Origin of the sequence: Streptomyces silaceus (assembly GCF_001419745.1) — a bacterium.
In the GTDB taxonomy this organism is placed as follows: domain Bacteria; phylum Actinomycetota; class Actinomycetes; order Streptomycetales; family Streptomycetaceae; genus Streptomyces; species Streptomyces silaceus.
In genome coordinates, this window is sequence record NZ_LIRJ01000178.1 from 1 (window position 1) to 19,841 (window position 19,841).

Genomic DNA, 19,841 nt, shown 5'->3' on the forward strand with positions numbered 1-19,841 from the left:
GGCATCCCGGCGCGCGCGCCGCGCCCGGCCTGCCAGGCGGAGACCGCGGCGAGGGCGGGGCCCAGGAAGAGCGTGGCGACCTGGGCGGCCGCGCTCGCCTCGGGCCACACGCCGATCCAGTGACGGGTGCGGCCGAACAGCACGAGGAGGTCGACGACGATCAGGGCCGGAAGGGCCGCCAGCAGGGGAGAGCGGCGCAGTTCGATGGCGTAGATCTTCAGCATGGCGTTGAGGTCACCGCTCGGAGGTGGAGCCGTCGAGGGCGGTCATGTAGCCGCGTTCCAGGGGGCTGTCGCCCGGCGCGTCCTCGGCCGCGGACAAGGCCAGTTCCCGCGGTGTGCCCCGGTGGACGACGCGTCCTTCGTGCAGGACGAGCACGGTGTCGCAGGCGACGCCGACGTCCTCGACGAGGTGGGTGCTCAAGAGGACCGAGGCGCCGCCCTGGGCCAGGGAGCGGATCAGTGTGCGGAAGTCGAGGCGCTGCGCGGGGTCCAGGCCGACCGTGGGCTCGTCCAGCAGGACGAGCGAGGGTTCGCCGACGATGGCGGCGGCGATTCCGGTGCGCCGCAGCATGCCTCCGGACAGCGACTTCATCCTGTTCGGGGCGTGGTCGGTCAGTCCGACGGCCGCGAGGGCCCGGCGGGTGGCCTCCTCCGCCGTCCGGCCCGGGACCTCGCGCAGCCAGGCGCAGTACTGGACGAACTCCCGTACGGAGAAGGACGGGTAGTGGCCGAAGTCCTGCGGCAGATAGCCGATGTGACGGCGTGCGCGCCGGGCGTCCCGTTCACCGCCGATCCTCTTCCCGAAGAGTTCGAGCGTGCCGGACCTCGGCGCCGCGATGGTGCTGAGGGTCCGCAGGAGCGTCGTCTTGCCCGCCCCGTTGGGGCCGAGCAGACCGGTGACGCCCGCACCGATCGTCAGGTCCAGGTCTTCTATGATCCGGTCGCGTCCATAGCCCTGGGTCAGGGCGGTGAGTCGCGCGGCGGGGGTGGACGGCATCGCTCTCCTGAATCGCGCGGGGGAGCCGGCGTGGAACGGGTCGGCTCCCCCACGGTCGAACTCCGACGAATGCTAGTGACGCACCTTGGTGCTGCGAATGCTGAACGTGCATTCGTCGCTGTCCCACTTGCCCTTGTAGCCGCCCCTGAGGTGAGCGGAGCCGAAGCCGTCGACCTCGGCGCTGCAGTCGTACAGGGCGTCGTAATAGCCGCCGGTCGCGGACTTGCAGTAGGCGTGCCCGGTCGTGCTGTACCAGTAGCCGCGGCACCCGGCGGTCCAGTGGTCCTCCGCGGAGGCGAAAGCCGACGGAACCGCCGTGCCGATGGCCGCCGCCGCAGCGGCGGCGATCACGGCGCACTTGCCCGGATTCCCCATGGCCAATCGCTTGAGGGTCATTCCGATTGCCCCCCTGCATTGTTGAAATGCGTCCTTATTTTGTGTCCCCGATCGTATCCGAGCGAATTGGTTCGGACGATAAGGATCAACTGCCGTGAATGGGGCGCGAAAAGGGAGGTCTCGCGTGATGAGGGCCGGGTCGCGGCGGAATTCCCGTGCGGAGCCTTCGGTCGTCACGAAGTCCGGATTCCGGCGGAGCATGGCGTGTCCGCGCCGCTGGGTGCCCGCTCCGTGGCCGCGGAGCCCGCCTCCCGCGGGTGGTCGCGGCCCGTTTCCTTCCAGAGTGTGATCGGATGGGGGCACGAACTTCCGATCACGGAAACGCACTGAAGGGAACTGCATCGTGGCAACCACGCGCTCCGCACACACGGTCTGGGAAGGCTCTCTGACGGAGGGGTCGGGCACCGTCACCTTCGACTCCTCCGGCATCGGGGAGCAGGCTGTCTCCTGGCCGTCGCGCGCCGAGCAGGCGAACGGCAAGACCAGCCCCGAGGAGCTGATCGCCGCCGCGCACTCCAGCTGCTTCTCGATGGCCCTCTCGCACGGCCTGACCGGCGCCGGCACCCCGCCCACCCGGCTCACCACGTCCGCCGACGTGACCTTCCAGCCGGGCACCGGCATCACCGGCATCCACCTCACCGTCGAGGGCGCCGTGCCGGGGCTCGACGAGGCCGCGTTCGTCTCGGCCGCCGAGGACGCCAAGGCCAACTGCCCGGTGAGCCAGGCGCTGTCGGGTACGACCATCACGCTCTCGGCCAAGCTGGCCTGACCGAGCGCCTCTTGACGGTGCCGCCGCCCCGACGGGGCGGCGGCATTGTCGCGTCCGGGCATTGACAAGATGCCACTCAAGTTTTGTGATGGAGCATGGAATAGACCTGGAATCGGGGGACTTGGGCTCGCGGCGGAAGGGGCTGGACCATGGCACGTGCGGTCGGGATCGATCTCGGTACGACGAACTCAGTGGTGGCCGTGCTGGAGGGCGGTGAGCCCACCGTCGTCGCCAACGCGGAGGGCGCGCGCACCACCCCCTCGGTCGTCGCCTTCGCCAAGAGCGGCGACGTCCTGGTGGGCGAGGTCGCCAAACGGCAGGCCGTCACGAACGTGGAGCGCACCGCACGCTCCGTCAAACGCCACATGGGCGACGGGAGTTGGCGCTTCCCGGAGAGCGGCTCCGTGGACGGCACCCGGTACACCGCGCAGGAACTGTCCGCGCGCGTCCTGCAGAAGCTCAAGCGCGACGCCGAGTCCTATCTCGGCGAGGACGTCACCGACGCGGTGGTCACCGTGCCCGCCTACTTCGACGACACCCAGCGCCAGGCCACCAAGGAGGCCGGCGAGATCGCCGGGCTGAAGGTCCTGCGCATCATCAACGAACCGACCGCGGCGGCCCTCGCGTACGGCCTCGACAAGGGCGACGACCAGACCGTCCTCGTCTTCGACCTCGGCGGCGGCACCTTCGACGTCTCGCTCCTGGAGATGGGCGAGGGCGTCATCGAGGTGAAGGCCACCAACGGCGACACCCAGCTGGGCGGCGACGACTGGGACCAGCGGGTCGTCGAACACCTCGTGCGGCAGTTCAAGAACGCGCACGGCGTGGACCTCGGCAAGGACAAGATGGCCCTCCAGCGCCTGCGCGAGGGCGCCGAGAAGGCGAAGATCGAGCTGTCCTCGTCCAGCGAGACCGACATCAACCTGCCCTACATCACCGCCTCGGCGGAGGGGCCGCTGCACCTCGCCGAGAAGCTGACCCGCGCCCAGTTCCAGGAGCTGACCGCCGACCTCCTCGACCGCTGCAAGGAACCCTTCCACCAGGCGGTCAAGGACGCGGGAATCAAGCTCTCCGCCGTCGACCACGTGATCCTCGTCGGCGGTTCCACGCGGATGCCCGCGGTGACGGACCTGGTCAGGGAGCTCACCGGAAAGGACCCGCACAAGGGCGTCAACCCCGACGAGGTCGTCGCGCTCGGCGCGGCCCTCCAGGCCGGGGTGATCCGCGGCGACGTCAAGGACGTGCTGCTGCTCGACGTGACCCCGCTGTCCCTCGGCATCGAGACCAAGGGCGGCATCATGACCAAGCTCATCGAGCGCAACACCACGATTCCCACGAAGCGTTCGGAGACCTTCTCCACCGCGGAGGACAACCAGCCCTCGGTCGGCATCCAGGTCTTCCAGGGCGAGCGGGAGATCGCCGCGTACAACAAGAAGCTCGGTGTCTTCGACCTCACCGGACTGCCGCCCGCCCCGCGCGGTGTCCCCAAGATCGAGGTCACCTTCGACATCGACGCCAACGGCATCATGCACGTCTCCGCCAAGGACCAGGCCACCGGCCGCGAGCAGCGCATGACGGTGACCGGCGGTTCCGCGCTGCCCAAGGACGACATCAACCGCATGGTGCGGGAGGCCGAGGAGCACGCGGAGGAGGACCGCAGGCGCCGTGAGGCGGCGGAGACCCGCAACCAGGCCGAGCAGCTCGTCTACCAGACGGAGCGGTTCCTGCGCGAGAACGAGGCGCGCGTCCCCGCGGACACGAGGACCGAAGTGGAGGCCGCGGCGGCCGAGTTGAAGGATCTCCTCAAGAACCGTGCCGACGACACGGCCGCCCTGCGCACCGGCGCGGAGAAGCTCGCCACCGTGAGCCAGAAGATGGGCCAGGCCATGTACGCGGGCGAGGGCGCGGCGGGCGGGCAGGAGCAGCAGCCCCCGGAGTCGTCCGCCGAGGAGGGCGTGGTGGACGCGGAGATCGTCGACGAGGAGGACAAGGACGACAAGGGCGGGAAGGGCGGCGCCGCCTAGCCGGGGCGCGGTACGCGGGGGCGGGCGTCAGGACCCCGTCCGCTCCCAGCCCCGCCGCTCCGGCCGTGCGCCGACCTGCCGGGGGTCCTTGCTGCGGTAGACCACATAGGGCCGGAACAGGTACTGCACCGGCGCGCTGAACATGTGGACGAGCCGGGTGAACGGCACCAGGGCGATCAGGGCCATCCCGATCACCGCGTGGATCTCGTACAGCACCGGCACCCCCGCCATCCGGTCGATGTCCGGCTGGAGCGTGAACAGGCTGCGGGCCCAAGGGGCGATCGACTCTCGGTAGTTGTAGCCGTCGCCGGAGGCGTGCGTCAGCTTGGCGACCATGCCGAGCACGATCGCCCCGAAGAGCACCAGGTACATCAGCTTGTCGTTGGCGGTCGTGGCGCGGAAGACCGGCGTGTTGGTCCGCCGCCGGTAGAGCAGCAGCAGGATGCCGAGGACGAGCAGGACACCGGCCGCCGTACCCCCGTAGAGCGAGAACAGGTGGTACGTGTGCTCGTTGATCCCCACCTTCTTCGTCCACGACTCCGGGACGAACAGGCCGACCAGATGGCCGACGAGCACGAAGAGGATGCCGTAGTGGAACATCGGCGAGGCGATGTTCAGGAGCCTGGACTCGTAGACCTGCGACGAACGCGTCGTCCAGCCGAACTTGTCGTAGCGGTAGCGCCAGATCGTGCCCGCGACGAGCAGCACGAAGACGATGTAGGGAAGGGCGCCCCACAGCAGTGTTCTCATGAGCGCTCTCCGATCAGGGCGAACGGTTCGAGGCCGACGTCCTCACGCGGCGGCCCGGAGCGCGCCAGCGCCTGGGCCTCGGCGCGGTCCTTGGGGGAGGGGCCCGGGAGCGTCGCGCACACCGCGTCCAGCACGGCGGCGTACGGCGTGCCGAAGTCGGTGAGCGCGAGCCGCAGCAGTTCGAGGCCGCCGCGGTGCTCGGTCAGGAGCACCGGCCCCGCCTGCGCGGAGAACTCCAGGACCGCCGGCAGGAAGTCGGGCAGCTCCTCGTCGCTGAACTCCAGGCCGTGGGCGCGGTAGACCTCCTTGAAGCGGACCAGGGCCATGCCGCGCCGCCGTGTGTCGCCGTCCCGCCACCAGCTCAGATAGAGGCTGTGCCGGTTCTTGAAGTCGAAGACCTGGACGTAGTGCGCCTGGAGTTCGCGCAGGCCGGTGCCGCCCGCGTACGCGAGGAAGCCGCCGAGCTCCGGCGGTGCGGCGGCCCTCAGCAGCGGCAGCCGCTCGCGGAACTCGTCGTCCGGATAGGCCAGGCACAGCGCGGCGGCCTGGTAGAGCACGGCGTGGTCGCTCACTTCTCGTCCTCCTTCGCCGCGTGGGCCTCCTCGGCCGCGCTCGGCTGCTCGTCGGCGGTCTGCCGGGCCCGCAGCGCGTGGAAGTTCTCGATCGTCACGAGCGGCAGCTGCTTGCGGCCCGAGTCCTGGCCGAACGGGCCGTCGCCGCCCATGCCGGGACCGTCCTCGTAGTCGAGGCTGCACGAGTCGGGGAGCGCCGACTCCTCCAGGCGCCTGGCGTCCGCGACGGCGGCGGTCGGGATGACGTACCGGTCCTCGTACTTGGCGATCGCCAGCAGGTGGTACATCTCCTCGATCTCGGAGCCCGACATGCCCACCGACTCGGCGACCGAACCGTCGGGCCGGTCACCGAGGTTGAGGGAGCGCATGTGCGACCGCATCGCGGCCAGCTTCTCCAGCGAGGACCGCACCGGGCCCACGTCGCCCGCCGTGAAGATCTCCGCGAGGTATTCGAGCGGGATGCGCAGCGTGTCGATCGCGCCGAAGAGGTTCGCCGCGTCCTCGCCGTCGTGCCCGGTCTCGGTGAGCGCGTCCACCACCGGCGACAGCGGCGGGATGTACCAGACCATCGGCATGGTGCGGTACTCCGGGTGCAGCGGGAGCGCCACTTTGTACGTGCTGATCAGCGCGTGCACGGGGGAGCGGCGCGCCGCCTCGATCCAGTCGTGCGCGATGCCCGACCGCTCCGCGTCCCGGCGCACCTCGGGGTCCTCGGGGTCCAGGAAGACGCCCAACTGCGCCTGGTACAGCTGGTGTTCGTCCGGCTCGGAGGCCGCTTCCGTCACCTTGTCGGGGTCGTAGAGGATCACCCCGAGATAGCGCAGGCGCCCCACGCACGTCTCCGAGCAGACGGTGGGCAGGCCCACCTCGACGCGCGGGTAGCACAGCGTGCACTTCTCGGCCTTGCCGGTGCGGTGGTTGAAGTAGACCTTCTTGTACGGGCAGCCGGTCACGCACTTGCGCCAGCCCCGGCAGTGGTCCTGGTCGACGAGGACGATGCCGTCCTCGGACCGCTTGTACATCGCGCCGGACGGGCAGGACGCCACGCACGCCGGGTTCAGGCAGTGCTCGCAGATCCGCGGCAGATAGAACATGAAGGTCTGCTCGAAGGCGAACTTGACCTTGTCGGCGGCCTGTTGGCGGGTCTTGGCGACCATCGGGTCCAGGTCGCCGTGCTCGGTGGCGCCGCCGAGGTTGTCGTCCCAGTTCGACGACCACTCGATCTTCATCGGCTTGCCGGAGATCAGCGAGCGCGGCTCGGCCACCGGGAAGTCGTCGCCGAGCGGCGCGTCGGTGAGGTTCTTGTACTCGTAGGTCCAGGGCTCGTAGTAGTCCTTGATCTCCGGGAGCTTGGGGTTGGAGAAGATCTCCAGGAGCGACTTGAGGCGCCCGCCGTTCTTCAGCTTCAGGGCGCCGCGCTTGTTCAGCTCCCAGCCGCCGCGCCACTTCTCCTGGTCCTCGTAGCGGCGCGGATAGCCCTGGCCCGGCCGGGTCTCGACGTTGTTGAACCAGACGTACTCCATGCCGTCGCGGTTGGTCCACGCCTGCTTGCAGGTGACGGAGCAGGTGTGGCACCCGATGCACTTGTCGAGGTTCATCACCATCGCGATCTGGGCCATGACACGCCGGCCGGTGGTCTCGCCACGGGGCATCAGTACTGCACCTCCTGGCTGCGGCGACGGATGACCGTCACCTCGTCGCGCTGGTTGCCCGTCGGGCCCAGGTAGTTGAACGCCCACGACAACTGCGCGTATCCGCCGATGAGATGGGACGGTTTGAGGATCAGACGGGTCAGGGAGTTGTGGATGCCGCCGCGCCTGCCCGAGGCCTCCGCCTTGGGGACGTTCACCGTGCGCTCCTGCGCGTGGTGCATGTAGACGGTGCCGGCGGGCATGCGGTGCGAGACGACCGCCCGCGCCACCACCACGCCGTTGCGGTTGACCGCCTCGATCCAGTCGTTGTCCTTCACGCCGATCGCGTCCGCGTCCTGCGGCGCCATCCAGATGCACTGGCCGCCGCGCGACAGCGACAGCATGAAGAGGTTGTCCTGGTACTCGGAGTGGATCGACCACTTGTTGTGCGGGGTGAGATAGCGGACGGTCACCTCCTTCTCGCCGTCCGGGCCGAGCCGTGGCTCCCCGAACAGCCTGTTCATGTCCAGAGGCGGCCGGTAGACCGGCATGGCCTCGCCCAGCTCGTGCATCCAGTCGTGGTCGATGAAGAAGTGCTGGCGCCCGGTCAGGGTGTGCCAGGGCTTCAGGTGCTCGGTGTTGAGCGTGAAGGCCGTGTAGCGGCGGCCGCCGGACTCACTGCCGCTCCACTCCGGCGACGTGATCACCGGGACGGGCGCGGCCTGGGTGTCGGCGTACGTGATGCGCTTGCCCTCGTGCTCGGCGGCCAGGTGCGCCATCTCCTGGCCGGTGCGCGCCTCCAGGGTGTGGAAGCCCTGGGTGGCGAGGCGGCCGTTCGTCGTGCCCGACAGCGCGAGGATCGTGTTCGCCGCCTTGACCGCCGTGTCCAGGGCCGGGCGCCCGTCGGCGGGCCCGCCGCGCACCACGCCGTTGCGCTCGCGCAGGTCCTCGACCTCCTGGTCGGGGTGGAAGGCGATGCCCTTCACCGGCAGGCCCAACTGCTCCACGAGCGGGCCGAGCGAGGTGAACTTCGCGCCGATCGCGGTGTAGTCGCGCTCCACCACCGCGAGGTTCGGCATCGTCTTGCCGGGCACCGCCTCGCACTCGCCCTTGCGCCAGTCCAGGACGACCCCGCCGGGCTGCGCGGTCTCGCCCGGGGTGTCGTGCTGGAGCGCGGTGGCGACGACGTCCTTGCGTACGCCGAGGTGGTCGACCGACAGCTCGCTGAGCCGGTCCGCGATCGCGCGGAACGTGTCGAAGTCGGTGCGCGCCTGCCACGGCGGGTCGACCGCCGGGGTGAAGGAGTGCACATAGGGGTGCATGTCCGTGGTCGACAGGTCGTGCTTCTCGTACCAGGTGGCGGCCGGCAGGACCACGTCGGACAGCAGCGTCGACGAGGTCTGGCGGAAGTCCAGCGAGACGAGCAGGTCGAGCTTGCCCTCGGGGGCCTCGTCGCGCCATGTCACCGTCGAGGGCCGCTCGTCGGGCGCCGCCTCCTCGGCCCGCAGCGAGGAGTGCGTGCCGAGCAGGTGCTTCGTGAAGTACTCGGCGCCCTTGGCGGAGGAGCCGAGGAGGTTGGCGCGCCACAGCGTCAGCACGCGCGGCCAGTTCTCCGGCGCGTCGGGGTCCTCGCAGGCGAACTTGAGGGTGCCCGCCTTGAGCTCGTCGACCACGTTGGCCACCGGGTCGCCCGTCGTGTCGCCGAGGTCCAGGGAGTTGCGGTCGAAGGTCGGGTACGACGGCATCCACCCGGAGCGCGCGGACAGGGCCAGGCAGTCGGCGCCCGTCATCCCCGCGAAGCGGCCCTCGCCCAGCGGCGAGGACAGGACGTCCGCCGCGAACTTGTCGTAGCGCCACTGGTCGGTGTTGAGGAACCAGTACGCGGCGCCGATCATCTGCCGCGGCGGCCTGCTCCAGTCGTTGGCGCTCGCCAGCGTCGCCCAGCCGGTGGAGGGGCGGCACTTCTCCTGCCCGACGTAGTGCGCCCACCCGCCGCCGTTGCGGCCCTGGCAGCCGGTGAGCTGGAGCAGCGCGAGGAAGGCGCGGTAGATCGTCTCGGAGTGGAACCAGTGGTTCGTCCCCGCGCCCATCAGGATCATGCAGCGCCCGCGCGACTTCTCCGCGGTCCGCGCGAACTCCCGCGCGATCTTGACGCACTTGGCGGTGGGCACGGAGGTGTGGGCCTCCTGCCAGGCGGGGGTCCCGGGCGCGTCCGCGTCGTCGTACGAGGCGGGCCACGTGCCCGGCAGCCCCGCGCGCCCGACGCCGTACTGCGCGAGCAGCAGGTCGAAGACCGTGGTGACCAGCGGCCCGTCCTGCCCGCCGAGCCGGGTGGCGGGCACCCCGCGCCGCACGACCTCGCCGCGGCCCTGGCCGTGCGTGCCGCCCTCGGTGTCGAAGCGCGGCAGCAGGACCTCGACGCCCGCCGCGACCTGCGCGCCGTGCAGGGTCAGCAGCGGCTTGATGCTGCCGAGCTCCAGATTCCACTTGCCCTTGCCCGACTCGGTCCAGCGGAAGCCCAGCGAGCCGTTCGGGACGGCCGGCTGCCCGGTGTTCTCGTCGAGCACCGCCGTCTTCCACTCGCCGCCCTCCACGTCCTGGCCCAGGTCACTGGCGCGCAGGAACTTCCCCGGCACGTACGCGCCGTCGCGCTCGCTCAGCGTCACCAGGAAGGGCAGGTCGGTGAACTTGCGTACGTAGTCGGTGAAGAAGTCCGTCGAGCGGTCGACGAAGAACTCCTTCAGGATCACGTGCCCCATCGCGATGGCGAGCGCGCCGTCCGTGCCCGGATGCGGATGCAGCCACTCGTCGGCGAACTTGGCGTTGTCGGCGTAGTCGGGCGCCACCACCACGACCTTCTGGCCGCGGTAGCGCGCCTCGGCCATCCAGTGCGCGTCGGGCGTGCGGGTCACCGGGACGTTCGAGCCCCACATCATCAGATAGGCCGCGTCCCACCAGTCGCCCGACTCCGGCACGTCCGTCTGGTCGCCGAACACCTGCGGAGAGGCCACCGGCAGGTCCGCGTACCAGTCGTAGAAGGAGAGCATCGGCGCGCCGATGAGGCTCATGAAGCGGGCGCCCGCCGCGTGCGACACCATCGACATCGCGGGGATGGGGGAGAAGCCCGCGACGCGGTCGGGGCCGTACGTCTTGATCGTGTGGACGTGCGCGGCCGCGATGATCTCGACGGCCTCGTCCCAGCTCGCCCGCACCAGACCGCCCTTGCCGCGCGCCTGCTGGTACGTCCCGCGCCGCTCGGGGTCGCCCTGGATGTCCGCCCAGGCGAGCACCGGGTCCTTCAGGCGCGCCTTCGCCTCGCGGTACATCTCCAGGAGGACGCCGCGCAGATACGGGTAGCGCACGCGCGTGGGGGAGTACGTGTACCAGGAGAACGCGGCGCCGCGGGGACAGCCGCGCGGCTCGTACTCGGGCCGGTCGGGACCCACGCTCGGGTAGTCCGTCGCCTGCGTCTCCCAGGTGATGATGCCGTCCTTGACGTACACCTTCCAGCGGCAGGAACCGGTGCAGTTCACGCCGTGCGTGGAGTTCACGACCTTGTCGTGGCTCCAGCGGTCCCGGTAGAAGGTGTCCGCGTCCCGCCCGCCGGTCAGCGCCACGCTGTGCAGGTCGGGGGCGGCGGTGCCGCGTCGGAAGAACTTGCCCGCCCGCAGCAGGGCGGCGGCGGGCTCGGTCGTCTCAGTCACCGGGGGCTCCCTAGGTCTGCCTCTCATTGAACCTAGGGGCGGCGGTCCCTGTGCACCTGTCGGCGGCGGCCGTACGGGTTGCCGGGCGCCCTGCGCGGCATTACCTGCGACGTAATCGACCAGGTGGGAGCGGCCGGGGACAGTGGTGTCACCGAAGCCGGTCGGGCACATCGCCGACCGGGCCGGAGCACCGCAGACCACCCGTCACCGCCGCCTGGAGGCAGACCGCCATGACCACGTCGACCTACCCCCTCGCCACCCTCGCCCGCACCACCGACCCCAAGGCGATGCTGCGCCGCTTCCTCGGCCTGGACGCGGTCGTGACCGCGGGCAACGGCCTCGCCTACGCCGCCGCCTCGGGCCCCCTCGGCCGTCTCCTCGGCGTCGACGCCGGGCTGCTGCTCGGCCTCGGCGTCGGCCTCGTCCTCTACGCGGCGGGCGTCGGCCTGCTCGCCGCGCGCACGAACCCGCCGCCGCTCGCCGTGCAGGCCGTCGTCGAGATCAACGCCGTCTGGGCGGTGCTCAGCGTCGTCGCGCTCGTCGCCTGGTTCTCGCCGAGCACGGCCGGTGCGGTGTGGATCCCGCTCCAGGCCGTGGTCGTGGGCGGCTTCGCGGCGCTGCAGTACGCGGCGCTGCGCGCGGTGAAGGCCGAGTCCTGAACGGGACCCTCCGGACGCCCGAGCCCCCTAGGACATGTGCTCCTGGAGGAACTTCGCCGTCGCCGGGTCGGCCGGCAGCAGCGTCTCGATGGCCAGCTCGGCGACCGTCACGTCCATCGGGGTGTTGAACGTCGAGATCGACGAGATGAAGGACAGGACGTGCCCCGCGTGCTCGATCCGCAGGGGCAGCGCGAAATAGGGCACGTCCGTCCCCGCCTCGAAGGCGTCGACGCCGGGGTCCGCCACCGGGTACGCCGCCACCTCGTCGTACACCGCACGCAGCTCGTCCGAGCGCTGCAGCGCGATCTGCCGCTCCATCTGGTGCAGCAGATGCCCGCGCCACTCGCGCAGATTGCGGATCCTCGGGGCGAGGCCCTCGGGGTGGAGGGTGATCCGCATCGCGTTCAGCGGCTCCGTCAGCAGATGGACCGGGATGCCGTCGAGCATCGCCGCCAGACTGCGGTTCGCGGCGACCACGCCGTACGTCGCGTCAACCACCAGGGCCGGATAGGGCTCGTAGCCGGCCAGGAGCTGTTCGAGGCCCTCGCGCAGCGTGCCCATCGCGGGGTCGTCCAGCGGGGTCTCGCGGAACCGGGGCGCGTAACCGGCCGCCAGGAGAAGGGAGTTGCGCTCCCTGACCGGTACGTCGAGGTGGTCGGCGAGGCGCAGCACGAACTCCTCGCTCGGGCGCGCCCGGCCCGTCTCGACGAAGCTGATGTGGCGGGCCGACGAGTCGGCGCGCAGGGCCAGCTCCAGCTGGCTGACCCGGCGCCGCTCGCGCCAGCCGCGCAGCAGCGGACCCACACCGCTCGCGCCGTCCGTGCCGCTCCCCCTGGACGCGCTCCTCGCCGTGGTCCTGCTCGTGACGTTCCCCTTGGTACGCGCGGCTGTTGTCATACGTAGACGGTAATCGAAGCGGTGTGTGGCAAGGTGAAACCGATTCCCGACGCACGTCCCCGGAAGTCTCCGGAAGCCCCCGGAACGCTCCGGAAGCCCTGGAAGGAGCGTGGCCATGACGACCCCCGAACCGCTCTCGCTGAAGGAGATCGAGGACCGTCTCGCGGAGCTGCCCGGCTGGTCCCTCGACAACGACCGCCTCACCCGTACCTACCGCCTCGGCTCCCACTTCGCGGCGACCGGCCTGGTCGTCCACATCGCCCAGACCCAGGAGGAGCTCGGCCACCACTCCGACCTGACGCTCGGCTACAACACCGTGGCGCTGGCCGTGAACACCCACTCGGCGGGCGGCGCGCTGACCGACCTCGACTTCGAACTCGCCCGCAGGGTCGAGGGGTTCGCCCCCTCGCACGGCGCGGAGTGAGCCGCTGGATGCTGGACTACAGCAAGGAGGCCGACCGCTACGACGCCTCGCGCGGCGGCGAGCCCCGGGCCGCCGCGGCGGCGTCCGCCGTCCTCGGCCTGGTGCCCGCCGGCGCCCGGACGCTCCTCGACGTGGCCTGCGGCACCGGCCTGGTCACCCGGCGCCTGGCCGACCGCGACGGGCTGCGGGTGACCGGGGTGGACGCCGCGTACCGCATGGCGCGGATGGCGGCGGGCCGGGTGCCGGGCGCCGTCGTCCTCGGCGACAGCCGCAGGCTGCCCTTCCCCGACGCCGCCTTCGACGCGGTGAGCACGGTGTGGCTGCTGCATCTGCTGTCCGGCGCCGAGGAGGCGCGGTCGGTCGTCGCCGAGTGCGCGCGGGTGCTGCGGCCCGGCGGGGTCTACGTCACCACCGTCGACAAGGCCGCCTCGCACGACGTGGGCAGCGACATCGACGCGGTGCTCGCGCCGCGCCCGGTGCGGCCCGCGGTCGACCGGGCCGACGCCGTCGCGGCGTACGCGGCCGAGCAGGGCCTCGTGCCCGTGGGGGAGGCCGGATTCCGGGGCCACGGGCAGGGCCGCACACCCCGCTCCACGGTCGACGACCTGCGCCGCGGCTGGTTCACGCGGATCCCGCCCGAGAGCCCGCTGGCCGAGCGTCTCGCGGCGGGGCTCGCGCGGCTCCCCGACCAGGACGTGGCCCGCCCGGACCCGCGGTTCGGCCTGCGGGCGTTCCGCAAGGAGGTCCACAAGGAGATCCACGAGGAGGTTCACCGGGAGGTCCACAAGGAGGGGTGAGGCGCCGGAGGACTTCTTTTGCGCTTCCGGCAACACCATTTGTCAAACGCCGGGGCCCGGTCGCAGTCTGGAGGTCAGGTAGCCCCACGAGGGCACACAGACCTGGACACAGGGCACAGCAGAGGACCGGAAGGCGGCACAAGGCGATGGGTCACCACCACGGGCACGGCCACGGAGAGGGCCAGGGGCAGGGCCACGGGCACGGGCACAGCCACGACGACATGGACTGGATCACCATGGCCGGGCGGCTGGAGCGCTACGCGCGCATCGCCGCCCCCATGTACGGCGAGGTGACGGACTGGCTGCGCCGCTGGGTCCCCGAACCCGGCGTCGTCGCCGACATCGGCAGCGGCCCGGGTGCCGTCTCCGTCCTGCTGGCCCAGGCGTTCCCCAAGGCGCGGATCATCGCGGCCGACCCCGAGGCCGAACTTCTTGAGCGGGCCCGCGAGCACGCGGCGGCGGAAGGCCTGGCCGACCGCTTCGCGACGGTGCGCGCCGCGCTCCCCGACGACATCGGCGGCGTACCGCGGGCCGACCTGCTGTGGCTGTGCAAGTCGCTGCACCACGTCGGCGACCAGGGCGCCGCGCTCTCCGCCCTCGCGGACCACCTCGCGCCCGGCGGCGCGATCGCCCTCCTGGAGGGCGGCCTGAACGCCCGGAGCCTGCCCCGCGACATCGGCTTCGGCCGCCCCGGCCTCCTGGCCCGCCTGGAGGCGTCCGACGAGTCCTGGTTCAACGGCATGCGGGCCGGCCTGGACGGCTCGACGGACGCGACCGAGGACTGGCCTGCCCTCCTGAAGGCCGCGGGCCTGCGCTACGAGGCCACCCGCAGCTTCCTCCTCGACCTGCCCGCGCCCGTCTCGGACGACACCCGCGCCCACCTGGTCGAGGAGTTCACCCTGCGCCGCGAGATGCACGCCGAGCGCATCGACCCCGAGGACCTCGCCACGTTCGACCGCCTCCTGGACGCGGACGACCCGCAGAGCCTGCACCGGCGCCCCGACCTGTTCCTGCTGACGGCGCAGACGGTGCACGTGGCGGTCAAGGAGGCGTAGGCGGCAACGGGAGTGACGATCCGTCAACCGGCCTGTGCCGACAGGCCGGTTGACGTACGTTCGTGGCAGTGCCGTGCTGCCGGGCCCGGCCGACCGACCAGGGAGCCGCCCCGTGAGCGAACTGATGCGATGGGAGTCCGACGAAGGGCCCGTCGTGGTCGAAGTGGACTCCAGGGACCCGGGGTTCAGGTCCGTGTCGCGGCGCGGCGACGACGGTGAGGTGCACGAGGTCGAGGGACGTTTCGAGTCGGCGCTGAACAATGTGCGCGGCGCCGCGATGTCCGCGCTGCGGACCTTCCGCGACCGCGCCCTCGACCCCGACGCGATCGAGCTGGAATTCGGCGTGAAGCTGAGCGCCGCGGCGGGCGCGGTCATCGCCAAGACGGCGACCGAGGGCCACCTGACGGTCAAACTCACCTGGTCACGTCCGGCCGCGGGCACGGCGGAGGACACGCGGGGCGAGGTACCGCAGCAGCGTGCCGGGGGATAGCCGGGCGGCACGCGCGGCCCCGCGTACACCGACGCCGCCGGGAGCGCCGGGATTCCGTGGTCCCCGGGCGCCGGAGCTCCACGCGCGGATGGCCCGCCTGCGTCACCCCCGAGGGAGCGGCGCGGACGGGCCACCGGGTGGAGCGGAGGCGTAGGCCTCAGACGACGTCGAACGTCGCCGGGTCCGGGCCGAGGCGGCGGTCCTCGTTCAGGGCCGAGATCGCCGCCATGTCCTCGGGGTCCAGCTCGAAGCCGAAGACGTCGATGTTCTCCTTGATCCGCGACGGCGTCACGGACTTCGGGATCACCACGTTGCCCAGCTGGATGTGCCAGCGCAGGACGACCTGCGCGGGCGTGCGCCCGTGCTTCTGCGCGATGGCGACGATCGCCGGGACCTCCAGGAGCCCCTTGCCCTGGCCGAGCGGCGACCAGGCCTCGGTGGCGATGCCCTGCTCCGCGTGGACCTCGCGGGAGGCGCGCTGCTGGAGGTGCGGGTGCAGCTCGATCTGGTTGACGGCGGGGACGACCGACGTCTCGGCGATCAGCCGCTCCAGGTGCTCGGGCAGGAAGTTCGACACGCCGATCGACTTCGCGCGGCCGTCGGCCTGGATCTTCTCGAAGGCCTTGTACGTGTCGACGTAGCTGTCCTTGGAGGGCAGCGGCCAGTGGATCAGGTACAGGTCCACATAGTCGAGCCCCAGCTTCTCCAGCGAGGTGTCGAAGGCGCGCAGCGTCGAGTCGTAGCCCTGGTCGGCGTTCCAGAGCTTCGTCGTGACGAAGAGCTCCTCGCGGGCGACGCCGGAGGCGGCGATGGCCTTGCCGGTGCCCTCTTCGTTGCCGTAGATGGCCGCGGTGTCGATGCTGCGGTACCCGGCCTCCAGGGCGGTCGCGACGGCCGTCTCGGCCTCGGCGTCCGGCACCTGCCAGACGCCGAAACCGAGCTGGGGCATCTCGACGCCGTTGTTCAGGATGATCGGGGGGACCTTGCTCACGAGCTCTCGATCCTTAAGTCGTCGGGTGGTACTTCCATGGTCAACGATCAGGGGTGGTGTCGCATTCCTGGTCCGCCGGGTGACCTGTGCCGGATCCCGGGCGGGACGCCGGAGACCACCTCGAGCGGGATGCCGGGAGGGCTCCCGCGCGCGGCGCCGCGAGGCCTCCGCGGGCCCCTGCCCCGCCGTCCATGTGGCCGGAAGTCGAGCCGGAAACAGGAATTGGTCGGTCCGGACCATTGACGGTGTCCCGTCACCCCGGGACCCTATGGCACAACAGTGAACGCAGGACACCCATGTGAACGCGGCCGGCTTCCCGGTGACGCCCACGGCATCCGCCGTGAGCGCACTGGATCCGCCGTGATCGCATGCGGCGTCCGCGCCGCCGCTGCCCCGCACCACCCCGTGCCCCCACCGGCTCGCCCCTGAACCCCACATCTTCAGGAAAGGCACCGACATGCACAGCGACGACCAGCACCAGACCACCCATGAGCCCGTGCGCCGGCCCGACGCCGACGCCACCGGCTGGCAGACCCCCGAGTACGCGATCGTCGACACCGCCCTCGAGGTCACCGCCTACCGCCTCGCCGACCGGTAGACCCGCCGCCATGCAGCTGCAGGTGCTCGGCACCGCGGCGGGCGGCGGACTGCCCCAGTGGAACTGCGCGTGCCCCGGGTGCACCGGGGCACGCGCCCACCCGGAGCGCCGCCGCCGGCACGCCGCACTCGCCGTCCACGCGGGCGAGGACCGCTGGTACCTCGTCAACGCCACCCCCGACCTCGCCGACCAGATCGAGGCCACCCCGGCCCTGCACCCCGGCGCGGGCCCCGACGCGCGGCGCACCCCGGTCGCCGGGGTCGTCCTCACCGACGCCGAACTCGACCACACCCTCGGCCTTGCCCGGCTGCGCGAGGCCCGCGACGGCGTCGAGGTCCTCGCGACCGCGCCCGTGCGCGACGCCGTGCGCGAGGGGCTGCGGCTCGACACCGTCCTGGAGCCCTACACGCGCGTACGGTGGCGGGAACTGACACCCGGGCACGCCCTGCCGCTGGGCGCGGGCTCGCACATCCACGTCGACGCCCTGCCGGTTTCGGCCAAGCGCCCGCGCTACGCCGCGGGGACGGGCCCCGACGCGGACACCTGGTCCGTCGCCCTGCGCCTGACCGACTCCGCCACCGGCGCCACCGCCCTCTACGCCCCGTCCCTCGCCGCCTGGAGCGACGCCTTCGACGCGGCCGCCCGCGACGCCGACTGCGTCCTCGTCGACGGCACCTTCTGGGACGACGACGAACCGGTCCACGCCGGATTCACCGCCCGCACCGCCACCGCCATGGGACACCGCCCCATCGCGGGCCCCACCGGCACGGCCCACCGTCTGGCCGGGCTGCCCGGCCGGGTCCTCTACACCCACCTCAACAACACCAACCCCCTCGGCGACCCGCACGCCGAGCAGTACAAGCTCCTCGCGGAGTGGGGCATCGAGGTCGCCGCGGACGGGATGGTGATCGAGCTGTGACGACCACGGCCCCGGCGGCACCGGCGGACCCCTGGACCCCCGACGAGCTCACGGACCGGCTGCGCGCCGTCTCCGCCGAGCGCTACCACGACCGCCACCCCTTCAACGTACGCATGCATGAGGGTGCCCTCACTCGTGAGGAGGTGCGCCGCTGGATCGCCAACCGGTTCCACTACCAGCGGCACATCCCCGTCAAGGACGCCCTGATCCTCGCCAAGTTCGACGACCCCGCGCTGCGCCGCTCCTGGCTGCGCAGGATCCGCGACCACGACGGCGAGCGGGACGGCGAGGGCGGCATCGAGCGTTGGCTGCGGCTCGGCGAGGCCGCCGGGCTGGAGAGGAGCCAACTCCGCGACTCCGCAAGGGTGTTGCCCGGCGTGCGGCTCGCCGTCGACGGCTACGTCAACTTCTGCCGGCTTCGGCCCGCGCTCGACGCCGTCGCCGCCTCGCTCACCGAACTGTCCGCGCCCGACCTGATGCGGACCAGGATCGCCGCGTTCGAGCGGCACTACCCGTGGCTCGACGCCGAGGGGCTCGGCTACTTCCGTACGCGCGTCGGGCAGGGCAGCCGCGACGGGCAGGAGGCGCTCGCCCTCGTCCGGTCCTGGGCGCGCACCCGTGCGGAACAGGAGCGGGCCGTCGCCGCGCTCGCGTTCAAGTGCGATGTGCTCTGGTCGCTGCTCGACGCCGTCGACCGCGGACCCGGAGGTGCCGGATGAGCGCCCACGACACCGTGTGCGACGCCCCGTGCGGCGGCTGGCGGCCGGAGCTGGCCCGCTCGGTGCTGCTCCGGCATGACCGGGTGCGCGGCGTCGACCTGCTGGTGCTCCCCGAGCGGGTGGTCGTCCTGCGCGGCGCCGCCGGCTCCATCGTCGGCCTGTGCGACGGCGAGCTGGACGTCGCCGGCATCGTCGCCGAACTCCTGCGACGCCACCCCGATGCGCCCGTCGCCGAGGAAGTCCCGGCGTTTCTCCAGCAGTTGAGGTCTGAGGGGTGGCTGCGGTGACCGGACCGCGGGGGATGGCGGCGCCCCCCGACCCGCCCTGGGCGCTCCTCGCCGAACTCACCCACGGCTGCCCCCTGCGCTGCGCCTACTGCTCCAACCCGCTGGAACTCACGGCACGGGCAGCTGAACTGACGACCAATCAATGGGCCGACGTCTTCGCGCAGGCCGCCGGCCTCGGCGTGGTGCAGACCCATCTGTCCGGCGGGGAACCCCTGCTGCGCCGCGACCTCGTCGACATCGTCGCGGCGGCCGACGGCGCGGGCATCCACACCCAGCTCGTGACCAGCGGCGTCGGCCTGCACGAGGAACGCCTCGCCCGGCTCGTCGGGGCCGGGCTGCGCAGCGTCCAGCTGTCCGTGCAGCACACCGACCCCGAGGCCGCCGAACGCATCGCGGGGGCACGGGCGTTCACCGCCAAGGAGCGGGCCGCGCGGATCATCGGCGAGGCCGGGCTGCCGCTCGGGCTCAACGCCGTCCTGCACCGCGGCAACCTCGACGCGCTCGACGGCCTCGTGGAGCTCGCCCTGTCCTGGGGCGCCGACCGCATCGAGCTGGCCCATGCCCAGTTCTACGGCTGGGCCCTGCGCAACCGCGACGCCCTGCTGCCCGACCGCGCCCAGGTCGCGCGGGCCCGCACGCGGGTCGAGCGGTGGCGGGAGCGGCTCGCGGGGCGCATGGAGCTGGTGTGGGTGGCGCCCGACTACGTCGACGGCGTCGCGAAACCCTGCATGGGCGGCTGGGGCGCCCTCTCGCTGACCGTCACCCCCGACGGCACCGTGCTGCCGTGCCCCGCCGCGGCCGACCTGCTCGGAACGGCCGCGGCCCGGGTCACCGAGCACGAACTGGCCTGGATCTGGCGGGAGTCCGACGCGTTCAACCGTCATCGCGGCGAGGCGTGGATGCGTGATCCCTGCCGGAGCTGCGAGCTGCGCACCGTCGACTTCGGCGGCTGCCGCTGCCAGGCGTACGCCCTGACCGGCGACGCCACCCGCACCGATCCCGCCTGCCACCGCTCCCCGGACCACGGCGTGGTCCGCGCGCTGGTGGACGACGTACGCGACCCCGCGAAGGCCCCGCCCCGCTACGCGTACCGCACGCACACCGCCCTCCCGTAAGTCCCCTGACCCGCACGGGCCTTGGGGCCCTTGCGTCCATCGACT

The 19,841-nt window shown here is 71.8% G+C and carries 20 protein-coding genes and 1 pseudogene; 12 read left to right on the forward strand and 9 right to left on the reverse strand.

The window, feature by feature from the left end:
• From AOK22_RS17600 to AOK22_RS17610, 3 genes and pseudogenes are all read right to left on the reverse strand, one after another.
• Positions 1-224 (reverse strand): annotated as a pseudogene (locus AOK22_RS17600) (ABC transporter permease); the annotation flags it as partial.
• A 10-nt stretch (positions 225-234) separates the two neighbouring features.
• Positions 235-999 (reverse strand): ATP-binding cassette domain-containing protein, encoded by a 765-nt coding sequence (locus AOK22_RS17605; protein WP_055699619.1) that lies wholly within the window; start codon positions 997-999, stop codon positions 235-237.
• 72 nt (positions 1,000-1,071) lie between these two features.
• Entirely contained in the window at positions 1,072-1,395 is a 324-nt protein-coding gene (locus AOK22_RS17610; protein ID WP_141753850.1) for a hypothetical protein, read from the reverse strand.
• Between the two features lie 343 nt (positions 1,396-1,738).
• On the opposite strand from AOK22_RS17610, the gene AOK22_RS17615 reads away from it, so the two are divergent.
• Both AOK22_RS17615 and dnaK read left to right on the forward strand, forming a co-directional pair.
• The gene (locus AOK22_RS17615; RefSeq protein ID WP_055699621.1) at positions 1,739-2,164 is read left to right on the forward strand and encodes an OsmC family protein; all 426 of its coding nucleotides are present in this window, start codon (positions 1,739-1,741) and stop codon (positions 2,162-2,164) included.
• A 149-nt stretch (positions 2,165-2,313) separates the two neighbouring features.
• Positions 2,314-4,188: a molecular chaperone DnaK gene (dnaK, locus tag AOK22_RS17620; RefSeq protein WP_055699622.1), complete on the forward strand. Its 1,875-nt coding sequence runs from the start codon at positions 2,314-2,316 to the stop codon at positions 4,186-4,188.
• Positions 4,189-4,215: 27 nt separating this feature from the next.
• On the opposite strand, the gene narI is transcribed toward dnaK, so the two are convergent.
• The 4 genes from narI to AOK22_RS17640 are packed head-to-tail and all read right to left on the reverse strand — an operon-like array spanning position 4,216 to position 10,872.
• The gene (gene narI / locus AOK22_RS17625) at positions 4,216-4,938 is read right to left on the reverse strand and encodes a respiratory nitrate reductase subunit gamma (RefSeq protein ID WP_055699623.1); all 723 of its coding nucleotides are present in this window, start codon (positions 4,936-4,938) and stop codon (positions 4,216-4,218) included.
• Complete coding sequence (gene narJ / locus AOK22_RS17630) at positions 4,935-5,510, reverse strand: nitrate reductase molybdenum cofactor assembly chaperone (protein WP_055699624.1); 576 nt, start codon at positions 5,508-5,510, stop codon at positions 4,935-4,937. The genes narI and narJ overlap by 4 nt, the downstream gene beginning before the upstream one ends.
• Positions 5,507-7,162: a nitrate reductase subunit beta gene (gene narH / locus AOK22_RS17635; protein ID WP_055699625.1), complete on the reverse strand. Its 1,656-nt coding sequence runs from the start codon at positions 7,160-7,162 to the stop codon at positions 5,507-5,509. Before narH ends, narJ begins: the two co-directional genes overlap by 4 nt.
• On the reverse strand, positions 7,162-10,872 hold the full coding sequence (locus AOK22_RS17640) for a nitrate reductase subunit alpha (RefSeq protein ID WP_425264042.1): 3,711 nt from the start codon (positions 10,870-10,872) through the stop codon (positions 7,162-7,164). The genes narH and AOK22_RS17640 overlap by 1 nt, the downstream gene beginning before the upstream one ends.
• Positions 10,873-11,075: 203 nt before the next feature.
• Between AOK22_RS17640 and AOK22_RS17645 the strand changes: the two genes are divergently transcribed.
• Entirely contained in the window at positions 11,076-11,504 is a 429-nt protein-coding gene (locus AOK22_RS17645; RefSeq protein WP_055699627.1) for a hypothetical protein, read from the forward strand.
• Positions 11,505-11,531: 27 nt separating this feature from the next.
• Here the strand turns inward: AOK22_RS17645 and AOK22_RS17650 are convergent, their stop codons facing one another.
• Positions 11,532-12,401, reverse strand: a complete 870-nt coding sequence (locus AOK22_RS17650; protein ID WP_079036643.1) for a helix-turn-helix domain-containing protein — start codon at positions 12,399-12,401, stop codon at positions 11,532-11,534.
• Positions 12,402-12,516: 115 nt separating this feature from the next.
• Between AOK22_RS17650 and AOK22_RS17655 the strand changes: the two genes are divergently transcribed.
• From AOK22_RS17655 to AOK22_RS17670, 4 genes are all read left to right on the forward strand, one after another.
• Positions 12,517-12,825 (forward strand): 4a-hydroxytetrahydrobiopterin dehydratase, encoded by a 309-nt coding sequence (locus AOK22_RS17655; RefSeq protein WP_055699629.1) that lies wholly within the window; start codon positions 12,517-12,519, stop codon positions 12,823-12,825.
• A gap of 8 nt (positions 12,826-12,833) precedes the next feature.
• Entirely contained in the window at positions 12,834-13,622 is a 789-nt protein-coding gene (locus AOK22_RS17660; RefSeq protein ID WP_055699630.1) for a class I SAM-dependent methyltransferase, read from the forward strand.
• A 146-nt stretch (positions 13,623-13,768) separates the two neighbouring features.
• Positions 13,769-14,677: a class I SAM-dependent methyltransferase gene (locus AOK22_RS17665; RefSeq protein ID WP_055699631.1), complete on the forward strand. Its 909-nt coding sequence runs from the start codon at positions 13,769-13,771 to the stop codon at positions 14,675-14,677.
• A gap of 112 nt (positions 14,678-14,789) precedes the next feature.
• Positions 14,790-15,167, forward strand: coding sequence for a CU044_2847 family protein (locus AOK22_RS17670; RefSeq protein WP_055699632.1), 378 nt, complete (start codon positions 14,790-14,792; stop codon positions 15,165-15,167).
• Between the two features lie 157 nt (positions 15,168-15,324).
• On the opposite strand, the gene AOK22_RS17675 is transcribed toward AOK22_RS17670, so the two are convergent.
• Positions 15,325-16,116: an aldo/keto reductase gene (locus tag AOK22_RS17675; RefSeq protein ID WP_055699647.1), complete on the reverse strand. Its 792-nt coding sequence runs from the start codon at positions 16,114-16,116 to the stop codon at positions 15,325-15,327.
• Positions 16,117-16,615: 499 nt separating this feature from the next.
• Between AOK22_RS17675 and pqqA the strand changes: the two genes are divergently transcribed.
• The 5 genes from pqqA to pqqE are packed head-to-tail and all read left to right on the forward strand — an operon-like array spanning position 16,616 to position 19,796.
• Positions 16,616-16,756: a pyrroloquinoline quinone precursor peptide PqqA gene (gene pqqA / locus AOK22_RS39155; protein ID WP_063795286.1), complete on the forward strand. Its 141-nt coding sequence runs from the start codon at positions 16,616-16,618 to the stop codon at positions 16,754-16,756.
• A 10-nt stretch (positions 16,757-16,766) separates the two neighbouring features.
• Entirely contained in the window at positions 16,767-17,675 is a 909-nt protein-coding gene (gene pqqB, locus AOK22_RS17680; protein ID WP_055699633.1) for a pyrroloquinoline quinone biosynthesis protein PqqB, read from the forward strand.
• Complete coding sequence (gene pqqC / locus AOK22_RS17685) at positions 17,672-18,394, forward strand: pyrroloquinoline-quinone synthase PqqC (RefSeq protein WP_055699634.1); 723 nt, start codon at positions 17,672-17,674, stop codon at positions 18,392-18,394. The genes pqqB and pqqC overlap by 4 nt, the downstream gene beginning before the upstream one ends.
• A complete protein-coding gene (gene pqqD / locus AOK22_RS17690; protein WP_055699635.1) occupies positions 18,391-18,681 on the forward strand; it encodes a pyrroloquinoline quinone biosynthesis peptide chaperone PqqD in 291 nt (96 codons plus the stop codon). Before pqqC ends, pqqD begins: the two co-directional genes overlap by 4 nt.
• Positions 18,682-18,695: 14 nt before the next feature.
• Positions 18,696-19,796 carry a pyrroloquinoline quinone biosynthesis protein PqqE gene (gene pqqE, locus AOK22_RS17695; protein WP_055699636.1) on the forward strand — a complete coding sequence of 367 codons (1,101 nt, stop codon included), beginning with the start codon at positions 18,696-18,698 and terminating at the stop codon, positions 19,794-19,796.
• Positions 19,797-19,841 lie beyond the last annotated feature (45 nt).